This window comes from Pseudoflavonifractor phocaeensis, from assembly GCF_016901955.1.
Classification (GTDB): Bacteria; Bacillota; Clostridia; order Oscillospirales; family Oscillospiraceae; genus Flavonifractor; species Flavonifractor phocaeensis_A.
In genome coordinates, this window is record NZ_JACJLC010000019.1 from 16,750 (window position 1) to 33,412 (window position 16,663).

Annotated in this window: 15 protein-coding genes and 2 tRNA genes; 7 read left to right on the plus strand and 10 right to left on the minus strand. The window is 53.7% G+C overall.

Going from position 1 to position 16,663, the window contains the following annotated elements; translation table 11 throughout:
* Positions 1–2: 2 nt before the first annotated feature.
* Complete coding sequence (locus H6B51_RS06330) at positions 3–614, plus strand: hypothetical protein (protein ID WP_204882881.1); 612 nt, start codon at positions 3–5, stop codon at positions 612–614.
* Positions 611–988 carry a hypothetical protein gene (locus tag H6B51_RS06335; RefSeq protein ID WP_204882882.1) on the plus strand — a complete coding sequence of 126 codons (378 nt, stop codon included), beginning with the start codon at positions 611–613 and terminating at the stop codon, positions 986–988. Before H6B51_RS06330 ends, H6B51_RS06335 begins: the two co-directional genes overlap by 4 nt.
* Before the next feature lie 726 nt (positions 989–1,714).
* On the opposite strand, the gene H6B51_RS06340 is transcribed toward H6B51_RS06335, so the two are convergent.
* On the minus strand, positions 1,715–3,184 hold the full coding sequence (locus tag H6B51_RS06340; protein ID WP_204882909.1) for an aminotransferase-like domain-containing protein: 1,470 nt from the start codon (positions 3,182–3,184) through the stop codon (positions 1,715–1,717).
* A 275-nt stretch (positions 3,185–3,459) separates the two neighbouring features.
* Between H6B51_RS06340 and H6B51_RS06345 the strand changes: the two genes are divergently transcribed.
* Genes H6B51_RS06345 through H6B51_RS06360 form a run of 4 tightly spaced genes read left to right on the plus strand, consistent with a single transcriptional unit; the run spans position 3,460 to position 7,064 of the window.
* Positions 3,460–4,587, plus strand: coding sequence for an aminotransferase class I/II-fold pyridoxal phosphate-dependent enzyme (locus tag H6B51_RS06345; protein WP_204882883.1), 1,128 nt, complete (start codon positions 3,460–3,462; stop codon positions 4,585–4,587).
* A 17-nt stretch (positions 4,588–4,604) separates the two neighbouring features.
* On the plus strand, positions 4,605–5,153 hold the full coding sequence (locus H6B51_RS06350) for a flavodoxin family protein (protein WP_204882884.1): 549 nt from the start codon (positions 4,605–4,607) through the stop codon (positions 5,151–5,153).
* Positions 5,154–5,170: 17 nt separating this feature from the next.
* Positions 5,171–6,169 (plus strand): ornithine cyclodeaminase family protein, encoded by a 999-nt coding sequence (locus H6B51_RS06355; protein ID WP_204882885.1) that lies wholly within the window; start codon positions 5,171–5,173, stop codon positions 6,167–6,169.
* Position 6,170: 1 nt separating this feature from the next.
* On the plus strand, positions 6,171–7,064 hold the full coding sequence (locus tag H6B51_RS06360) for a PhzF family phenazine biosynthesis protein (RefSeq protein ID WP_204882886.1): 894 nt from the start codon (positions 6,171–6,173) through the stop codon (positions 7,062–7,064).
* Positions 7,065–7,558: 494 nt separating this feature from the next.
* Here H6B51_RS06360 and H6B51_RS06365 read toward each other — a convergent pair whose 3' ends face one another.
* The 3 genes from H6B51_RS06365 to H6B51_RS06375 form a co-directional block, all read right to left on the minus strand.
* Entirely contained in the window at positions 7,559–8,602 is a 1,044-nt protein-coding gene (locus H6B51_RS06365) for a tyrosine-type recombinase/integrase (protein ID WP_204882887.1), read from the minus strand.
* 131 nt (positions 8,603–8,733) lie between these two features.
* Positions 8,734–8,964, minus strand: a complete 231-nt coding sequence (locus H6B51_RS06370) for a helix-turn-helix domain-containing protein (protein WP_204882888.1) — start codon at positions 8,962–8,964, stop codon at positions 8,734–8,736.
* A gap of 257 nt (positions 8,965–9,221) precedes the next feature.
* Entirely contained in the window at positions 9,222–10,238 is a 1,017-nt protein-coding gene (locus tag H6B51_RS06375) for a hypothetical protein (RefSeq protein ID WP_204882889.1), read from the minus strand.
* Positions 10,239–10,750: 512 nt separating this feature from the next.
* On the opposite strand from H6B51_RS06375, the gene H6B51_RS06380 reads away from it, so the two are divergent.
* Complete coding sequence (locus tag H6B51_RS06380) at positions 10,751–10,990, plus strand: hypothetical protein (RefSeq protein WP_204882890.1); 240 nt, start codon at positions 10,751–10,753, stop codon at positions 10,988–10,990.
* A 399-nt stretch (positions 10,991–11,389) separates the two neighbouring features.
* On the opposite strand, the gene H6B51_RS06385 is transcribed toward H6B51_RS06380, so the two are convergent.
* The 6 genes from H6B51_RS06385 to H6B51_RS06410 all read right to left on the minus strand — a co-directional run bounded on the left by H6B51_RS06385 (position 11,390) and on the right by H6B51_RS06410 (position 16,493).
* Positions 11,390–12,421 (minus strand): S1C family serine protease, encoded by a 1,032-nt coding sequence (locus H6B51_RS06385; RefSeq protein WP_204882891.1) that lies wholly within the window; start codon positions 12,419–12,421, stop codon positions 11,390–11,392.
* A gap of 165 nt (positions 12,422–12,586) precedes the next feature.
* Positions 12,587–13,912, minus strand: coding sequence for an MATE family efflux transporter (locus H6B51_RS06390; RefSeq protein ID WP_204882892.1), 1,326 nt, complete (start codon positions 13,910–13,912; stop codon positions 12,587–12,589).
* Positions 13,913–14,084: 172 nt separating this feature from the next.
* Positions 14,085–14,510, minus strand: a complete 426-nt coding sequence (locus H6B51_RS06395) for a MarR family winged helix-turn-helix transcriptional regulator (RefSeq protein WP_204882893.1) — start codon at positions 14,508–14,510, stop codon at positions 14,085–14,087.
* Between the two features lie 306 nt (positions 14,511–14,816).
* Positions 14,817–14,907 (minus strand) — tRNA-Ser (locus H6B51_RS06400).
* A 32-nt stretch (positions 14,908–14,939) separates the two neighbouring features.
* Positions 14,940–15,027 (minus strand) — tRNA-Ser (locus H6B51_RS06405).
* Positions 15,028–15,131: 104 nt separating this feature from the next.
* Positions 15,132–16,493, minus strand: a complete 1,362-nt coding sequence (locus H6B51_RS06410) for an MATE family efflux transporter (protein WP_204882894.1) — start codon at positions 16,491–16,493, stop codon at positions 15,132–15,134.
* Between the last annotated feature and the right edge of the window lie 170 nt (positions 16,494–16,663).

Genomic DNA, 16,663 nt, shown 5'->3' on the forward strand with positions numbered 1-16,663 from the left:
CCGTGATTTATTTTGACCGACTTTTTGAACTGAAAGAGAAGTACCGCGCCGCCCTGGATGAGGATGCCAACAAGCGGGCGAAGATTGAAAAGGACTTTGCGGACGGATGGACAACGGACGCTTGCCGGAAATACGAGCTGGAGCGCCAGGCTGAAGCCCTGGAATATTGCCGGGGAACCACCCTGGAGGCAGCGGAGGTCGTAAAAGCGGAGGCTTTCACCATGCTTGACCGCTGGGACACGCTGGACGCTACCAAGCTGCCCGCTAATGCCGCTTTTCTGGCCGGTAACAGTCCCGTCACGCTGACCCCGGAGGAAATGCAGCAGTTTGTGGACGAAAACCGCTATAACTCCACCGCCCTGCGAGCGGCACGGGAGGCGGCAGACCGGCGGGGCCTTGTCCTGGCCTTCCCGCCCACCGCAGCGGAGCGCAAAGAAGCGTTTACCCTGTTCTATGACACCATCGCCGGAGCCATCCGGGCCGGGCTGGACAGCGGATTTTACAGCGTAAAGGATGCCGACAAACTCTTGCAGGCAAAGATTGAGGCAAACCCCAACCTTGCAGACCTGGAGACCGTGGCCGCAAGCGTGACCGGAGAGGGGGCGGCGGTATGAAAAAGTTGATTGTCCTTTTCTGCCTTGTGTTCGCCGTCATGCTTGCTGGATGCAGCACCGCAGAGAAGCCCACCAACAGCCCCACAGCAAGCGCACAGGCCACGCCGGAGGCCGTGGTACTGTTTGAGACTGCCACTTGTAAAATCACGCTGGACGGCGCAGAAACCACCGTGGAGGACAAGACCACCGGCGAACAGTACAGTTTTACCACCACCCGGAAACTCAGCACCACACCGCCCATCCTGGAGCAGCTGCAAAGCCGCTGCATTGCCCGAACTTCCGTCAATACTGACACACTGAAAATCGAGCTGGCCGGGGCGCTGATCGTGGTGCATGACCTGGCAGGAAGCCAGACCTATTATATCGACCCCTGACACAAATCCCCCGACCCTTCACCGGGCCGGGGGTATCTTTTTGAGTTCAACAAAAATTCAACTCCACTATGAAAAGTTCAACTATTTTACAAAACGACACAAAACACTAAAACCGGCGAAACCATTGTGCCACAACACTTTGCAGGATTTTATAAAACAATAAAAAACGCTTGATTTTGAACTCATAACCCGGAGGTCGAAGGTTCAAATCCTTCCCCCGCAACCATAAAAGTACCGCATTCCGTTGGAATGCGGTACTTTTCTTCACTTTTTCGGCTGCTTGTTTTTTGCGTTTCTAACACATTTCTAACACACCGTTCTGTGAAATAGTCTGCGACAGCGGCAATTTTCTGATACCGGGCTTTATCCTAGTACTAAAATCGAACGCCCCCAAAGGGCCCGAAACGGGGCTCCTGGGGGCGTTCTTCCTCTGAAATTGAATGGCCTAGATGGTCAGGATTACCACGTCATAACTGCTCTGGATAGCTGCCGCCCCACACGCGGCCCAACGCCGCCGAAATCCCAGTTCCGGGGGCCACTCCCCAGCTCCGCTCCGAAGCCGGCACACAGGGGCGACACTGGCCGCAACGGCGGTTTTCCCCCGCCTGTCCGCCTCGCGTTTGAGCACGCCGAATGCTCATGGCGCAATGTGGGTGCGGACCACGCCCGCAGCAAATGCCGGCATTACATCAAATCGACATTGATTTTCCCTTGCTCTTCCAGCCCTTATTTTTCAAAAAAGGATCTTTCCACGATCCGCGCCAGTTTCAAAGCGGCCATTTCAAATTCTTCACTTGTTGTATATGCATAGGACAGACGCAGAGAGTTATTGCGTTCAAAGTCGTACATGTCTCCCGGATTCAGGAGGATCCCCTCCGCTGCGGCATTTTCAAACAGGCGCTCTGCGATAACCGGCCTTCGGAACGTAAGCCAGATATAAAATCCCCCTTTTGGAATGTTCCAGGCCGCTATCTCTTTGTAGTGCCGCTCCAGGACGGAGAGGGCGTGGTCCCGCCGGCGGCGCAGTTCTCCTCTGAGCACGTTCAGGTATTCCTGATACATGCCGCTGTCCAAAAATTCCGCAAAGATCCACTGAGAGACTGAGCTGGCCCCATAATCCATCTGCATTTTCACATCACCCAGCCGCTGCACGATGGGCTCCGGCGCGATGACCCAGCCAATGCGCAGCCCTGGGGCCAGAGATTTGGACGCGCTGCCCAAATAGATGACAGTCCCTGTTTTATCAAGCGACTTCAGGGGCGGCGGAGCATCTCCCTCATAGCACAGTTCCTGATAAGCACCATCCTCCATAATAGGCAGCCTGTTTTCCACACAGAACCTCATAAGCTCTGTGCGTCTGCGTCCCGACATGGTGATCCCTGTCGGATTTTGATTTGTTGGGATGGTATACAGAATGGAAGCATGCGAAGCCCGATCTGCTTTCAGCGCAGGCGCAAGCTTCTGGTACTGCAGTCCCTCACGGTCCATGGGAATGCCGGCCAGCCTCATGCCGGCAGATTGAAACACCTGAAGGGATTTCAGGTAGGAGGGGGCCTCCGTAAAAACGGTCGAACCGCTTTGGAGCAGGCAGGCAGAGATGAGCTGCAGGGCCTGCAGGGAGCCGGAGGTAATCAGGATGCAGGACGGCGGAGCATCTATGCCAAGGCTCTTCACGTGCCGCGAAATAGCCCGGCGCAGTTCCAACAGCCCCAGCGGCTCCAGGTACCCCAGATGGGTCACCTGGCCGCTTATTTTGTGCAGGGCCGTTTTCCACATCTCAACAGGAAAAAGGCGGGGATCCAGCTCCCCGGTACCCAGGCGAGTCATATTCGGGACAAACTCCAGACGGTTGATCGCCTGGATTGTGTTGATGTTTGCCCGAAAGAAACCGGAAGAGATGAATTTCCCCCAGTCCAGGGCGGGGGGAAGCAGCAGGGACCAGGTATTGCTGATGACCTGTGTGCCCGCCCCGTGGCAGCCCTCCACGATCCCGTAGGAAATCAGTTCGTCAATGGCAGTGGTCACCGTGCTCCGATTGACCCCAAAGTATTCTGCGAGAGCCCGCTGGGAGGGAAGGCGGGTCCCAATGGACCACGCTCCGCTGGCTACCTTGTTGCAGACGAATTGTACGATCTGCCGATATACCGGGACAGGGCTTGTTTTATCAGGGATCCAGTCGATCTGGACAGGTGCCATCCGTTTCAACGCATCCACTTCCTTTTGGCTGGTTTCAGTTTTTTGGATTTGGCCGGTTACAAACAAAGGGGCTCCGATATAATGGGGGACAGGTACAGATGCTCTTTTTCATCATACCACTTATCCTTCATTTTGCAACCTCCTGCCGCTCCAAAGGCCACGGGCGGTTTGGCTGGTGCGGACCTGAGGGATCCATGGCGATCAAGGGAGCATCTCAAGCGAGGCCTTCTAAATGGATGTGCCTGTCATTGTACAAACGGAAAGGAGCATACAACATGAAGATCAAGGATTTCAAGCTGGAGTGTTACTTTGGACTGTATGAGTTCACCGCGCCGTATCTGCTGACCCAGTCGGACTGCGAATCCATGCGCACCGAGGAGCTGCTGGCTATGGAGCCGGGCGCCCAGGAGGGCTATCTGAAGCAGTGGCTGGGCTACACGGAGACTTGGGGCGATCCCGACCTGCGCCGGGCCATCGCGGGCCTGTATCAGAGCATGTCGGCCGAGAACGTGCTGGTATTCCACGGCGCCCAGGAGGCCATCTTCGGCTACATGAACGTGATGCTGGACCCCGGAGATCACATGATCGCCATGTACCCCAACTACCAGTCGGCCTACGAAGTGGCCAACTCCGTGCCGGGCTGTGAGTTGTCCAAGTGGTACGTCCGGGACGACGGGGAAAAGTGGGTGGTGGACTTTGACGAGCTGGAGTCCCTGATCCGCCCCAACACCAAGCTGCTGGCGGTCAACTCCCCCAACAACCCCACGGGCTACACCTTCACCAACGCCGAGATCGAAAAGCTGTGCGAGATCTGCCGCAGGCACGACATCTACCTCTTCTCTGACGAGGTGTACAAGGGCCTGGAGATGGACGGCGAAAAGAGGGACTGGATGGCTGACCACTACGACAAGTGCGTATCCCTGGGCGTCATGTCGAAGGCCTATGGCCTGGCCGGCCTGCGGGTAGGCTGGCTGGTGTCCAGGGATACGGCGCTCCTGGACAAGGTCGTCAAATTCAAACACTACATGAGCATCTGCTGCTCCGCCCCGTCGGAGTATCTGTCCAAGGTAGCTCTGAAGCACGGGGACGCGCTGCTGAAGCGGAACACAGACCTCATCCGGGAAAACATTAAAATCGCGGACAAATTCTTTGAGAAGTACGACTACCTCTTTGAGAAGAAGCCTATCTCCTGCGGCCCGGTGGCCTTCCACAAACTGCTCATCGACATGCCGGTGAAGGAGTTCTGCCAGATGGCGGTGGACAAAAAGGGCGTGCTGCTGCTGCCGGCAGACATCTACGATATGGACGGTCAGTATTTCCGAATGGGTTACGGCCGGAAGGGCGTACCCGAAGCCCTGGAGAAGTTTGAGGAGTTCCTTATCGAAAACGGCTTTACCCGCTAAGGGTGCAGAGAATATATATGAAGATTGTCGTCATCAGCGGGAGCCCGCACCGATCCGGCACTTCCGCTGTCCTGGTGGATGCGCTGATCCGGGGCGTGCTGGAGTCCGGGCACCAGGTGACCCGGTTTGACGCCGCCTTCCACAGAATCCAGCCCTGCCAGGCGTGTCATGCCTGCCAGCAGAATGGCGGGGTATGCGTCCAGCGCGACGATATGGATGCGCTGCACCAAAGCCTTTTGGAGGCCGGCGCAGTGGTCCTTGCCTCGCCCATTTACTACAACGATATCTGCGGCCAGCTGAAAACGGTGATCGATCGGTTCTATGCCAAGGAACAAGAACTGAAAACGCCCAAACGGGCCGCCCTCCTGTTGGCATTCGGGGATGATTCTTCAGACGCGGTAAAAGGGGTCCTCTACAATTTTCGCGCCATGCTCGGTTTCTTTGGCTGGACATTGGCGGATACGGATATTGTGGCCGCGTACGGATGCAACAGCGCCGAGGATGTCCGAAAAACGGATTTCCCACAGGACGCCTACGAAGTGGGGCGGCGTATGGGAATGGCTTGAGCCGGGAAAGGAGTGCCATGAAAACGCTATTGCTGAGTATGGAAGATGTTCAGCAGGTACTGTCCATGCGGTCAGTCATCGATGCGGTAAAGGAGGGATATCTCGCCTTTACGCAGGGGAAGGTCCAGCAGCCTGACATCGTCTCCCTGGAGGTGCCGGAGTGCAACGGGGAAACGGATATCAAATCCTGCTACAACGGGCTCAACCGCCGTATTTCTGTAAAAATCGCCTCCGGGTTTTACAACAACGGGAAAACCAACACCATGCCCACCATGATCGGCATGATCCAGCTCTTTGACGGGGAAACAGGCGCCCTCCTGTGCGTCATGGACGGAAGCCTGATCACCGGCATCCGCACCGGCGCAGCGGGCGCCGTCTCGGCGGAGTATCTGGCGAGGAAGGATGCCAAGACCGTTTGTGTCATCGGCGGCGGCGGCCAGGCAAGGATGCAGGTCTATGGCCTTTGCGAGGTCAGGCCCATCGAAAAAGTCCAGGTGTTCAGCCCTTATCCGGCGGAACTGCCCGCTTATCGGGAGGAGGTGGAGCGGACGGCCGGCGTGCCCGTCCAGATCTGTGACACGCTGGAGGCGGCGCTGGAGGGCGCCGACATCGTGGTATCCACCACGCCGGCCAAACACTATCTCGTGCCGGCAAAGCTTATCTCCAAGGGCACTCACATTATCGCGGTGGGAGCGGACATGGCCGGGAAGAACGAGTGGGATCCGAAGGTGTTCTGGGGCGCGAAAATCGTCAACGACAGCATCGCCCAGTGCGTCAGCCGCGGGGAGACGCGAAATGCCCTGCTTGCCGGCGTCATCACCGAGGGCGATATCTATGCCGAGATCGGCGAACTGGTGGCCGGCGGGAAGCCGGGCCGCACCAGCGACGAGGAAATCACGATTTTTGACACCACGGGCATGGCCATTCAGGACAACATGACCGCGGTCAAGGTCTATGAATTGGCCCGAGAGCGGGGCCTTGGCACATGGTTTGAATTTCTGAAGGGAGAGGGCTGACATGCAATTTCAGATCGTAGATGCCTTTACCGACCAGCTGTTTGGCGGGAATCCGGCCGGGATCGTCCTGCTGCCAGACGGGGCAGACTTCCCGGAGGATGAGATCATGCGGAAAACTGCCGCGGAACTGCGCTATTCCGAGACTGCGTTTGTAAAACAGCTGGACGCCAACCGCTTTCAGACCCGCTACTTCACGCCGGCGGCGGAGGTGGAGCTCTGCGGCCATGCCACCATCGGCGCGTTCCACGCGCTGCGCTCCATGGGGCTTGTGAAAGCAGGCAGCACCTGCCTCAACGAGACCCTTTCCGGCCTGCTGGAGGTCGCGGTGGGGGAAGATACCGTCCTGATGGACATGGCCGAGCCCCGGCTGTTCGAGTCCATAGAGGGCGCGGCGGAGCTGGACGAATTGTATCGGATCATGGGCCTGCCGGCCGCGGGACAGGGTGTCGTCCTGGGAAAGCCCGGGCTCTCCCTGCTGCCCAGGAAGGTATCCACCGGTCTTATCGACATTATGATGCCCGTGAAAAACGAGCAGGCTCTGGAGGAGATCCAGCCGGATTTCCCGGCCCTCAAAGAGCTCTCACGGCGGTACTCCGTCGTAGGCGTGCATGCGTTTACTGTCAATGCGGCGGACGGCCGGATTCATGCCAGAAATTTCGCTCCGCTCTATGACATCGACGAGGAGGCTGCCACCGGCACCTCCAACGGCGCGCTGACCTGTTACCTGTACGACTATGGCCTTGGCGCACCCAATACGGTTCATACGATCATCCAGGGTGAAAAAATGAAGCGTCCCTCTCAGATCTCCACACAGCTGGTGCTAAAAGGCGGAGCCCCCTTTGTCAAGGTGGGCGGACCTGCCGTCACCCTTGCGCGGGGAGAGATCAGCTTATAAACACAGCGGGGATAAAGCTGCCGCGCCGCGTTGGTCTGCGCGGCAGCTGCCCCTTCCGTGCTTGAGCGTGTTGACCAGCTTTTATCCGAAAGCGGGTGCGGGTCACGCCCATAAATGCGGCAAACCAGGCGCTCTGCTTCCTCCTCCAGCCTTCGGGCGAGCTGCTTCGGGCGCGGCACAGATCCAGGCTTTTCTGGCGCAGCTTTGGGGGGCCGCCGCCCTGACCCACAACCTGACCCAGAACAGGAAAAATCCTGGCGGAGCGGAGAGCATATGATCTCCTGTATTTGGCAGATTTTCAGAACAAAAAAGGCCAAAAAGCGCCTGAAATCAACGGATTGAGCCGCTGGCAGCAGCTCATAACCCGGAGGTCGAAGGTTCAAATCCTTCCCCCGCAACCATAAAAGTACCGCATTCCAACGGAATGCGGTACTTTTTTTCACTTTTTCGGCCGCTTGTTTTTTGCGTTTCTAACACTTTTCTAACACACCGTCCTAAGAAATGGCCTGTGGCGGCAGCAGTTCCTCCAACTTTTCCGAGTAGGTGTTCGCCATTTGGAGGTGTGCCGTCGGCGCTGTGTGCAGATAGGTATCCGCCGTAAAGTTGTAGTTGCTGTGCCCGAGCCAGGTCTGAATATCCTTCAGGGAATAGCCCAGGTACAGCATAATGATGGCACAGCTATGGCGAAGATCATGAAACCGGATGGGGCGCAGATTGTATTGCTTCAAGAGCTTTTGGAACTTCTGTGACACAAAATCCGGTTGCAGCAGATTCCCCATACCGTCCACGCAGATGAAATCCAGATAGGATGGATTGTAGGAAGCCCCGCACAGGTTCCTTTGATACTGCTGGGCGTGGTAGAGGTTCACAAAATACTGATAGGTGTAGGCGCACAGCGGGAGGGTGCGCTGGCTGCTCTCCGTTTTCGTGATCCCGTCCCTGACAACCGTTTTAATCTGGTTGTCGATTTTCTCTTTGACCACAGTTGTGGAAATAGAGATGCTTCCGGTCTCAAAGTCGATTGCCGACCAGCGCAGGCCCAGGAGCTCGGAGCGGCGCAGGCCATAGAAGCAGGCCAGGAAGATAGGCACCGCAATGGGCTCATGCTGGGTGGCCTGGAGCAACTGGGCCACCTCCTCAACGCTGTAGGGCTGGGGCCCATGGTACTTGACCCGTTCGGGCCGGTTGGCGAAGTCGGCCACGTTCTCCCGGATGTACCTGTGCTTCACCGCCCATTGTAGGGCGGAGCGGATGATGGCATGGTGTTTGATCACCGTGTTTGGGTTGAGGCCATTGGAGATCTTGAAGGTGTAGTAGTCCTCCAAATCTCCGGCGGTCACGCTGCTGACGGTGATTTTACGGGGATCAAAATAGGGGGCGATGTGCAGATTCAGAATGTTGACATACTGATTATACGTCGTGACGGAAATGTTTGGCCTGTCCATCTCAATCCAGGAGGCGATATGCCGGCTCAACAGCGTATTCATGGGCTCGATGTTCTCGATGCCCTGATACTGTACCAGAAGCTCGTTGAGCATGGTTTCTGCTCTGCGCTTATTCCCCTTCACTTCTAGGCCAAGGGAGAACCATTTCTGTACCCGTTTCCCACTCTGATCCCTGAAATTGAGGACAGCAAAATACTTCCCGTTTTTGATCTGGAGGCTGCCGGTCATTCCTGCTCACCTTCCTTGTCCCCGGCGGGGCACTGCTGATTGACATAGTCGATCAGAGCACTTTTGGGGATTTTATAGGTGTTTCCGATCTTGAAGCTCTGGATCTTCCCGGACTCCAGAAGCTTATACGCCCCTGCCCGGCCAACCCCCAAGGCCTGCCGCAGGTCTTTGATCCCGAGAACATCGGGATAATTGGAAAACATTTTGATTTCTTCTTGCTGCTTCATACTAAATCACCTTTCTCGATGCTGAATTGGCTTTTTCAAGCTCTAATCGTCTGTTAAACCCGTTTTCTTTTTTTACAGCCGGGCTGAAAAAGACCCCGGCGTACCATTCCGGTACGCCGGGGCTTCCCTGCATCAAGAGGATAATATGTGCCTAAAGCCGACTTTACTTACGGGACTCATTTATGTTCTAAAATCAACCACTGCCGCTGCTTTCTATTATATGTCATCTTCTTGCTTTCAATTTTGTACGGAAAATTCTAAAGATCAAATAGTTCTTGAATTTTTTTAATACTGCCTTTTAGCTTTGTATTTTTCCGTGGAGGAAAGTCAAGGAAAATAAATTTACGGTAAAGCTGTTTCAGCTCTTTCTCTTGATCTTCAGTTAGAATTCCGCTATGAGAATGCAAAAAATCTAATAGCTCTTTTTTGGCAGCCGGAAAAAGGCCATTCTGTATATTGATCCAGTGCGCTCCGTTGGCTGGGTATAATGTATTGTCATTTTGATTGAAAGGGTTTCCAACATTGAATCCAATCCAGGAGAGCTGCTCTCTCAACCAGATGTATTGCGACTGTTGAAGTGCACTATTAAATTCCTGATACTCAGTTTCATCCTGAAACTGTTCATAACACATCCGTTCTTCTCGCTCGTCCTGAGCGGTTTCAAACATTGCAAGCATTTTATAATAATCGTATATCAATTTATCTTGCGTATATCGCGGCGGCACATAAAGATCTATTAGTATTCCTGGATCATCTTTTATGGCTGCGTTTCCAATGCGAGAATATTCAACATCATCCGGGATGATAAAAGGGCGATATTGAGGAATATAATGCCCTCCTTCTGTATAACGGGATAAAAAACCGTCAATTGAAAACCTAAAGGAAGGCAAAATCCGTTTTCTTGCTTTAATTGCATACAATTGATGCCAAAACAGCATAACATTTTGAATCCGTCGCTGGAATTCCTTTCGGAGCGTCCCCTCTGGCAAATTTTTTATATATAGGTTTACATTATCGGAAGAATCTATAAAGCGTTTCCGCCCCAGCATCTGTAAGAACTCAGTTTGCTCAATGGACTGTACAACTATATGCTTTAGAGACTTGTCACATAAGTTAATGCCATTATCCAAAACCTTCGTAGCCAGTACAACTTTTTGTGAAAAGCACTCATATTTTACAATTTGCTCTAAGGTTTTTCTTTCCGCCAATTCGAGGTTGGCTGTCTTTGTCTTGCTGGTTATGAAGACAGTATCTTTATAACCAGCAGATACCAATGCTTCCTTTAATGTTTTCCCATCATTTTCGGATTCGACAAAAATGAGCCACTTTTCATCTGGAGGAGTGTTTTTAATTGTGGTGAGGAGTTCGTCATTATCCGAAAAGTATATCGGATTGATCTGTGAGAAATCGGGAGCAATGTAGTAATAGTCAAATGTTTTTATTGCTTCAGTAAATTTGTATTCGTATTGGCTATATTTATCACTAAAATACTTCCTCAGCGATGGATTGTAATTTGCAATGGTACCATGATTAAAACCATTAAATTGTGCTTGGCCCTTTCTGCCAGAATATTGCCAGCAGAGAATGTCTAACTGTTCCCTATATTCTAACAGCGTCTTAACGCTGCTGAAATAATAAGTTTCTTCATGTCCGTATCCAGTCTTAGCTCTAAAGTTTCCTTCAGATTGGTAAACTGGATTTTCCAGGTAAGGAACTTTGATATTAGGCGGCTTCAGATAATATCATCACCTCCAGCCGCGTCCGGGGCGGCAGTATTCCTCTGTACATGAATAACGACCGGGATGCTATCCTGCTGGCCATCCGTACTTGTACTGGAATCAACCCATCGCAAGTAAAGATCGCCCGCATTCGGAATACTCTGGAACTATTCGAGATCCAGGTCTCCCCGGCTCTGTACCAGGATCTGCAAGATCGCGACGATATTGACCTGCTGGAACCACCTCGTCATTTGGAGTTTGACCAGAACGGATTCCTGCTCCCCTTTGGAGGTACTGCCCACGACTGACAAACAACCCTTTTCTCCTGTTCTTGTTCTGGAACCCAAGGACAATGTGGCCACTGCCATTGTAGACATCCCGTTTTACCTACCGTTTCAGAATCCATGGGCATCTTTGAAGGTCAACTGGCAGCAGGGCTCTAACGGAGCGTTTTCCACCACAGGATCATTTACATCATTTGCTTACCAAGCGGCCAAGCCAGTAAAAGGTCTGTTGTTTGTTCAAAAAAGGCTGCATGGCGAATTGCTGTCCAATTCGCCATGCAGCCTTTTAAACATATTTGGTCCTATTTTCTATTTTGAGTGCCAATCATGCCGCAGACTTGCAATCACATTGATTCGGATCACGTCCTCAGACTTCAATGGTTTATCCACACTACATATGCCAGGCACACGTTTACTCCGCCTTTATACGGAAGGTCTGCCCCAATACCAGCCCGGGTTATTCCAGCCAGACTGCCAGTTGGCTCCGGAACTCGTCTGGCTGGTCTCTGTCGTCTCGGTCATAAGCTCCGCAATCAAATCGGTCACGTCGGAAATAGGAATGGCGTAGCCCATGCCCTCCACGTCGGTGTCAGACAGTTTCGCGGTATTGATACCAATGAGCTCTCCGTCCAGATTGAGCAGGGCACCGCCGCTGTTGCCGGGATTGATGGCCGCATCGGTCTGGATATAGGTGCCGGTAGTGCCGCTCTCATTGGTCAGGCTGCGGTCCAGAGCGCTGACAATGCCGGTGGTCACCGACTGGCCATATCCCAGCGCGTTGCCGATGGCTACCACCTGCTCCCCTACCTCCAGCGCGTCAGAGTTGCCCACCGTCGCCACGGCGATCTGGGCCAGGGTCTCGGCGGACAGGTCGGACAACGCCACCTTGAGCACCGCCAGGTCCACATCAGCGTCGGTGCCACACAGCTGGGCCTCACATACCGTATTGTCCACAAAGCTCACTGAAAGGGTGGTGGCGTCAGCCACCACATGCTCGTTGGTCACCATATAGAGGTATTCCCCGTCATTGGAGATAATAATGCCCGAGCCGCAGCTTGTGGTCTCAGACACCTGGCTCTGGCCGCCATTTGGCCCAAATCGCCGGTAAAAGCTCTGCACCTCCTTTACGGAAATATTGGTGATAGAAACCACGCTGGGCAGCGCGGCGGCGGCAATATCTGATACGTCCATGCCATATCTGACAGAGGAATAGGATGTACTGGCCAGGGATGTGACCACCACGTCGGCATTGTCGGTGCTCAGGGAAATGCTCTCGGACTCCGCCCGGGGCAGCAGCAGATTTACGCTGTAAAAAGCTCCGGCGGATACCGACCCGAACAGGACGGCACTCAGCACCAGGGTACACACCCGCCGGCCAAAACTCCCAGCCTGTGCGTATTTTTCCCGGCAAGGCTCCCGTCCGGTATCCAGATCCTTTCGATTGTTGATATACATATGGTAAACTCCTTTCTATGCCGCAGTTCAGTTTTCACTTTCTGCCTGTATAGTAAGAAATCAACCCTAAATAAAGTTAAAAATCAGATCAAAACTTCTTGCCCGCCAACACAGCCCTCCCCATATCATCTGTCCACGCCTCACGGTCTACCGCTCAGAAGCGAATCAATAATGGTATTTCCCCCGATTTCCAAACAGGAAAAACGCCGTCACCGCCACTGACATGATCTCCGCCGCCACGATGGAAATCCAGATCCCGTCCAGCTTCCAGATAACAGGGAATATCAGTACCGCCAATACCTGAAATACCAGGGTCCGCAGGAAGGAGATCAGCGCGGACACCAAGCCGTCGTTCAATGCGGTAAAAAAGGAGGACCCAAAGATAGAGAAGCCCGAAAACAAAAAGGAACAGGAGTAGATCAGCAAAGCTCTCAGCGTAATTGCCAGCAATTCCTGATCATAGCCCACAAACAGACCTGAAAGAGGTTTCGCAAGGGCCTCCGCTCCGAAAAACATGGTCAGCGCAAAACCCGAAATCATAACAAGGCTTTTCCGCAGCAATCCTTTGAGCTCGTAGTTATGCCCAGCCCCATAATGGTAGCTGATCACCGGCGCCGTCCCCACCGAATACCCCAGGAACACCGCCTGAAATACCAGATTCAGGTACATCAGCACACCATACGCGGCGACCCCGTTCTCGCCTGCATAGCGCAGCAGTTGGAAATTATAAAGCATACTGGCAACTGACATGGAAATATTCGACATCAGCTCTGAAGAACCGTTGGTACAGGCTTTCCTCAAAACCCTTCCGTCAAACTTGGCTTTAGTAAAGCGTAGCAGACTCCTATTGGGACGCGCAAAATAGATGAGCGGAAGAAAGCCCCCAACGCACTGACTCAGCGCGGTGGCTGCGGCAGCGCCCTCAAGTCCCCAGGAAAAAACCGCCACAAACAGAGCGTCCAGCGCCATGTTGGTAAGCCCCGCCGCCACCGTTACCCCAAGCCCCAGTTTTGGCTTTTCTGCTGTGGCAAACAGACATTGGAATTCATACTGCAAAACATAGGCGGGAAGCGCAATGAGGATAATGACGCCATAGGAAACGCTGTCCTCCAGCAACTGGCCCTCCGCGCCCAGAAGCTGGGCAGCTGGACGGATCAGCACCATGCCAAGCAGGGCCAGGAGCACACCAAACAGGATGGATACGGCCACCAGCATGGAAAATATTTGATTGGCCTGTTCCCGCCGGCCCTCACCCATGGTTTTGGCAATCAGGGCGCCGCCGCCGGTCCCAAACATAAACCCCACGCAGCCCAGGATCATCAGAAACGGCATTATAAAATTCAGCGCCGCGAAGGGCGTCTTTCCCACATAGTTAGAGACAAAAAATCCATCCACTACGCCATAAATAGAAGTGAACACCAGCATGATAATAGACGGCAGGGTAAACCGCAGCAGTCTTCGATAGTTAAAGTGATCGGATAACCGGATCATATATCTTCTCCACACCCAATTCTGATACAGGCCGCCATTGTCGGGATCATAGCCTTATCCTTACCGCCTGCGGCATTGGTCACACGAGAGCCGCCACACGGATCGCCTCTCCTGTTCCAGCCTTCACGCTGGGGCATCCCGCCAACGGCAAACTTTCGCACATTCCGCTCTGTTACAACTGCTTTGTCTGTTCTTGCAAGGCTTGCAGGAATTTCTCTGTCAGATCCAAATATTGCTCCACCTCTTCCGGCTTCCATACCGAGAAGATGTGGTTTTCCAAGTCCACGATCCGGGCAGCCGTTTGTCGCGCATAGGCTTTTCCCGCCTCCGTCAGCAACACCTCCTTGTTCTTTCCATCCATGTGCTCCAGCCGAATGAGACCTTGGGCCTCCAACATCCGAACAGCGGAATGGACCGTCTGCTTGCTCAATCCGTTCCTGCGGGACAACAACCGCAGCGGACAGCGATCTTCATAAATGCAAAGGGTATACAGTATCTTTGAAACGCTGTCTGACAGGCCTAACGCAAGGGAAATGTCATGATAATAGCCCTCAATCTCCCCCAACAAATGGTTCAATCTCTTAATGGCACCACCCATATGCTCTTCGCTCCTTTTAATGGTACGATATCGTACTTTTGCAGTATAGTCTGATTCCATACTATTGTCAATAAATTTTTTCTGTTACGACATAACACAAATACCATACCAAGCAAACAGCTTCAGACACAAAAAGACCCCGCAGCCATAGAGACTACAGGATCTTTTGCTACGCTTTGCTACGGAGCCAGTATATCCGATAAGGCACGCCCATCAATAACATACCTTTATCACATTAACGCACACCGCAAACCATTGCAAGAGCAGAAAAACCCTGTAGCCGTTAAGACTACAGGGTTTTCTTTTTGGCGCAGAAGGAGGGATTTGAACCCTCGCGACGGTTTCCCGCCCTACTCCCTTAGCAGGGGAGCCCCTTCGGCCACTTGGGTACTTCTGCATGCCGATTCAAAAAAGTATCGAGTTAAAATGTGGCGGAGAGAGTGGGATTCGAACCCACGGATGCTTCCACATCGCCGGTTTTCAAGACCGGTTCCTTCAACCACTCGGACATCTCTCCACGCCCTGTCCAGGTCAAATGCAAAAACGATTATACAGTACACCAACCGCTTTGTCAATCATTTTTTCGGATTTTCTCAAAATCCCCCACCGGACCCACCGCCCTCAGGGGCGGCAGGCCCGTTTGGCCATGATCCGAGGAAAGGCCCGCAGGAACAGGCAGGTAGTCATCGTGGCTGCGACCACATCGGCTATGGGCTCGGAAAGGAAGGTGGCTTCCGCGGATACCAGGGCGGGCAGCAGCAGCAGACAGGCCAGAAACACCGATTTGCGGAACAGGGAACAAAACAGCGCCAGCCGCACCTGGCCCAGAGCGGTAGTCTCGTCCACCAGAGGGTACTGCACCGCCAGAGGAAGGATCATGGCGGTAAATACCTTGATATACCCCACCGACCGCTCCAGCACCTCAGCATTCTGGGTAAACAAGCGGACGAACAGAGGAGATAGGGTGTGGGTAACCACCATCATAATGGCGCAGAAGGCAAGGCACAGCCCCACGATGGATTTTAACGCGGTCTTGATGCGCTTCCCGTTCCCCGCACCGTAGTTGAAGCTGATGACCGGCTGGGTGCCCAGGGTCAAGCCGCCCATTGGCATGGTAATGAGCAGCAGGTAGCTCTGCACGATGGTGGCGCAGGTCACCAGGGTATCGCCCAGCTCCGCTCCTCCGTACCGTTGGAGTACGGTGTTGAGGACAATGAGCAGAATACTGTCTGTGGCGATGATGAGAAAGGGCGACAGGCCGAAGGTGACGATGCGCAGCATGATCCGCCGCTCGAAACCACCCCAGCGCAGGGGTACCGGCATGCTTTTCCGCAGCAGGGCGCATAACACAAAGGCGCAGGAGGCCATCTGGGAGATCACCGTGGCGATAGCCGCGCCGGCCACCCCCAGGTCCAGCAGAAAAATAAACACCGGGTCCAGCACAATATTCAGCACGGCGCCCAGCATTACCGTGGCCATACCCAGACCGGAAAAGCCCTGGGCGATCAGGAAGCTGTTCATGCCCGTGGCCATCAGGGCAAAGAAGGTTCCGGCGGTGTAAATCGTAAGATAGGTATTGGCATAATCAAAGGTAGCCGGGCTGGCACCGAACCACATAAGCAGTTGCCCCTTCAGCAGCAGGAACAAGGTGGTCAGTACTCCGGAGAGTACCAGCAGCATGAGAAAGCTGTTGGACAGCACCCTACGGGCTTCTTTTTCGTTTCCCTCCCCCATACGCATGGCCAGGATGGGGGAGCCTCCCAGGCCCACCAGGGTGGCAAAAGAACCCAGCAGAGTAACGATAGGTCCGCACACACCTACTCCCGCCAGGGCCAGGTCCCCGATCTCAGGAATATTCCCGATATACATGCGGTCCACGATACTATATAATACGCTGACCATCTGAGCCAGCATGGTAGGGATAGCCAGGCGGCATACCAGGGGAAATACCGGGTCCTTGCCCAGGTCGTTGGTCCGTCGCATACACATCCTCCTCTATCATGACCCAGGGCATTATACCCCGTTTTTCCATCCTGGGCAACCCCTCGCGCAATTTTAGCACTCTCTCATGTAGAGTGCTAGTATTTACAATTTAGACACATTTTATTGTATATTTGTTCACAGATCGGCTCTATAATCTCTATCAGAAAACG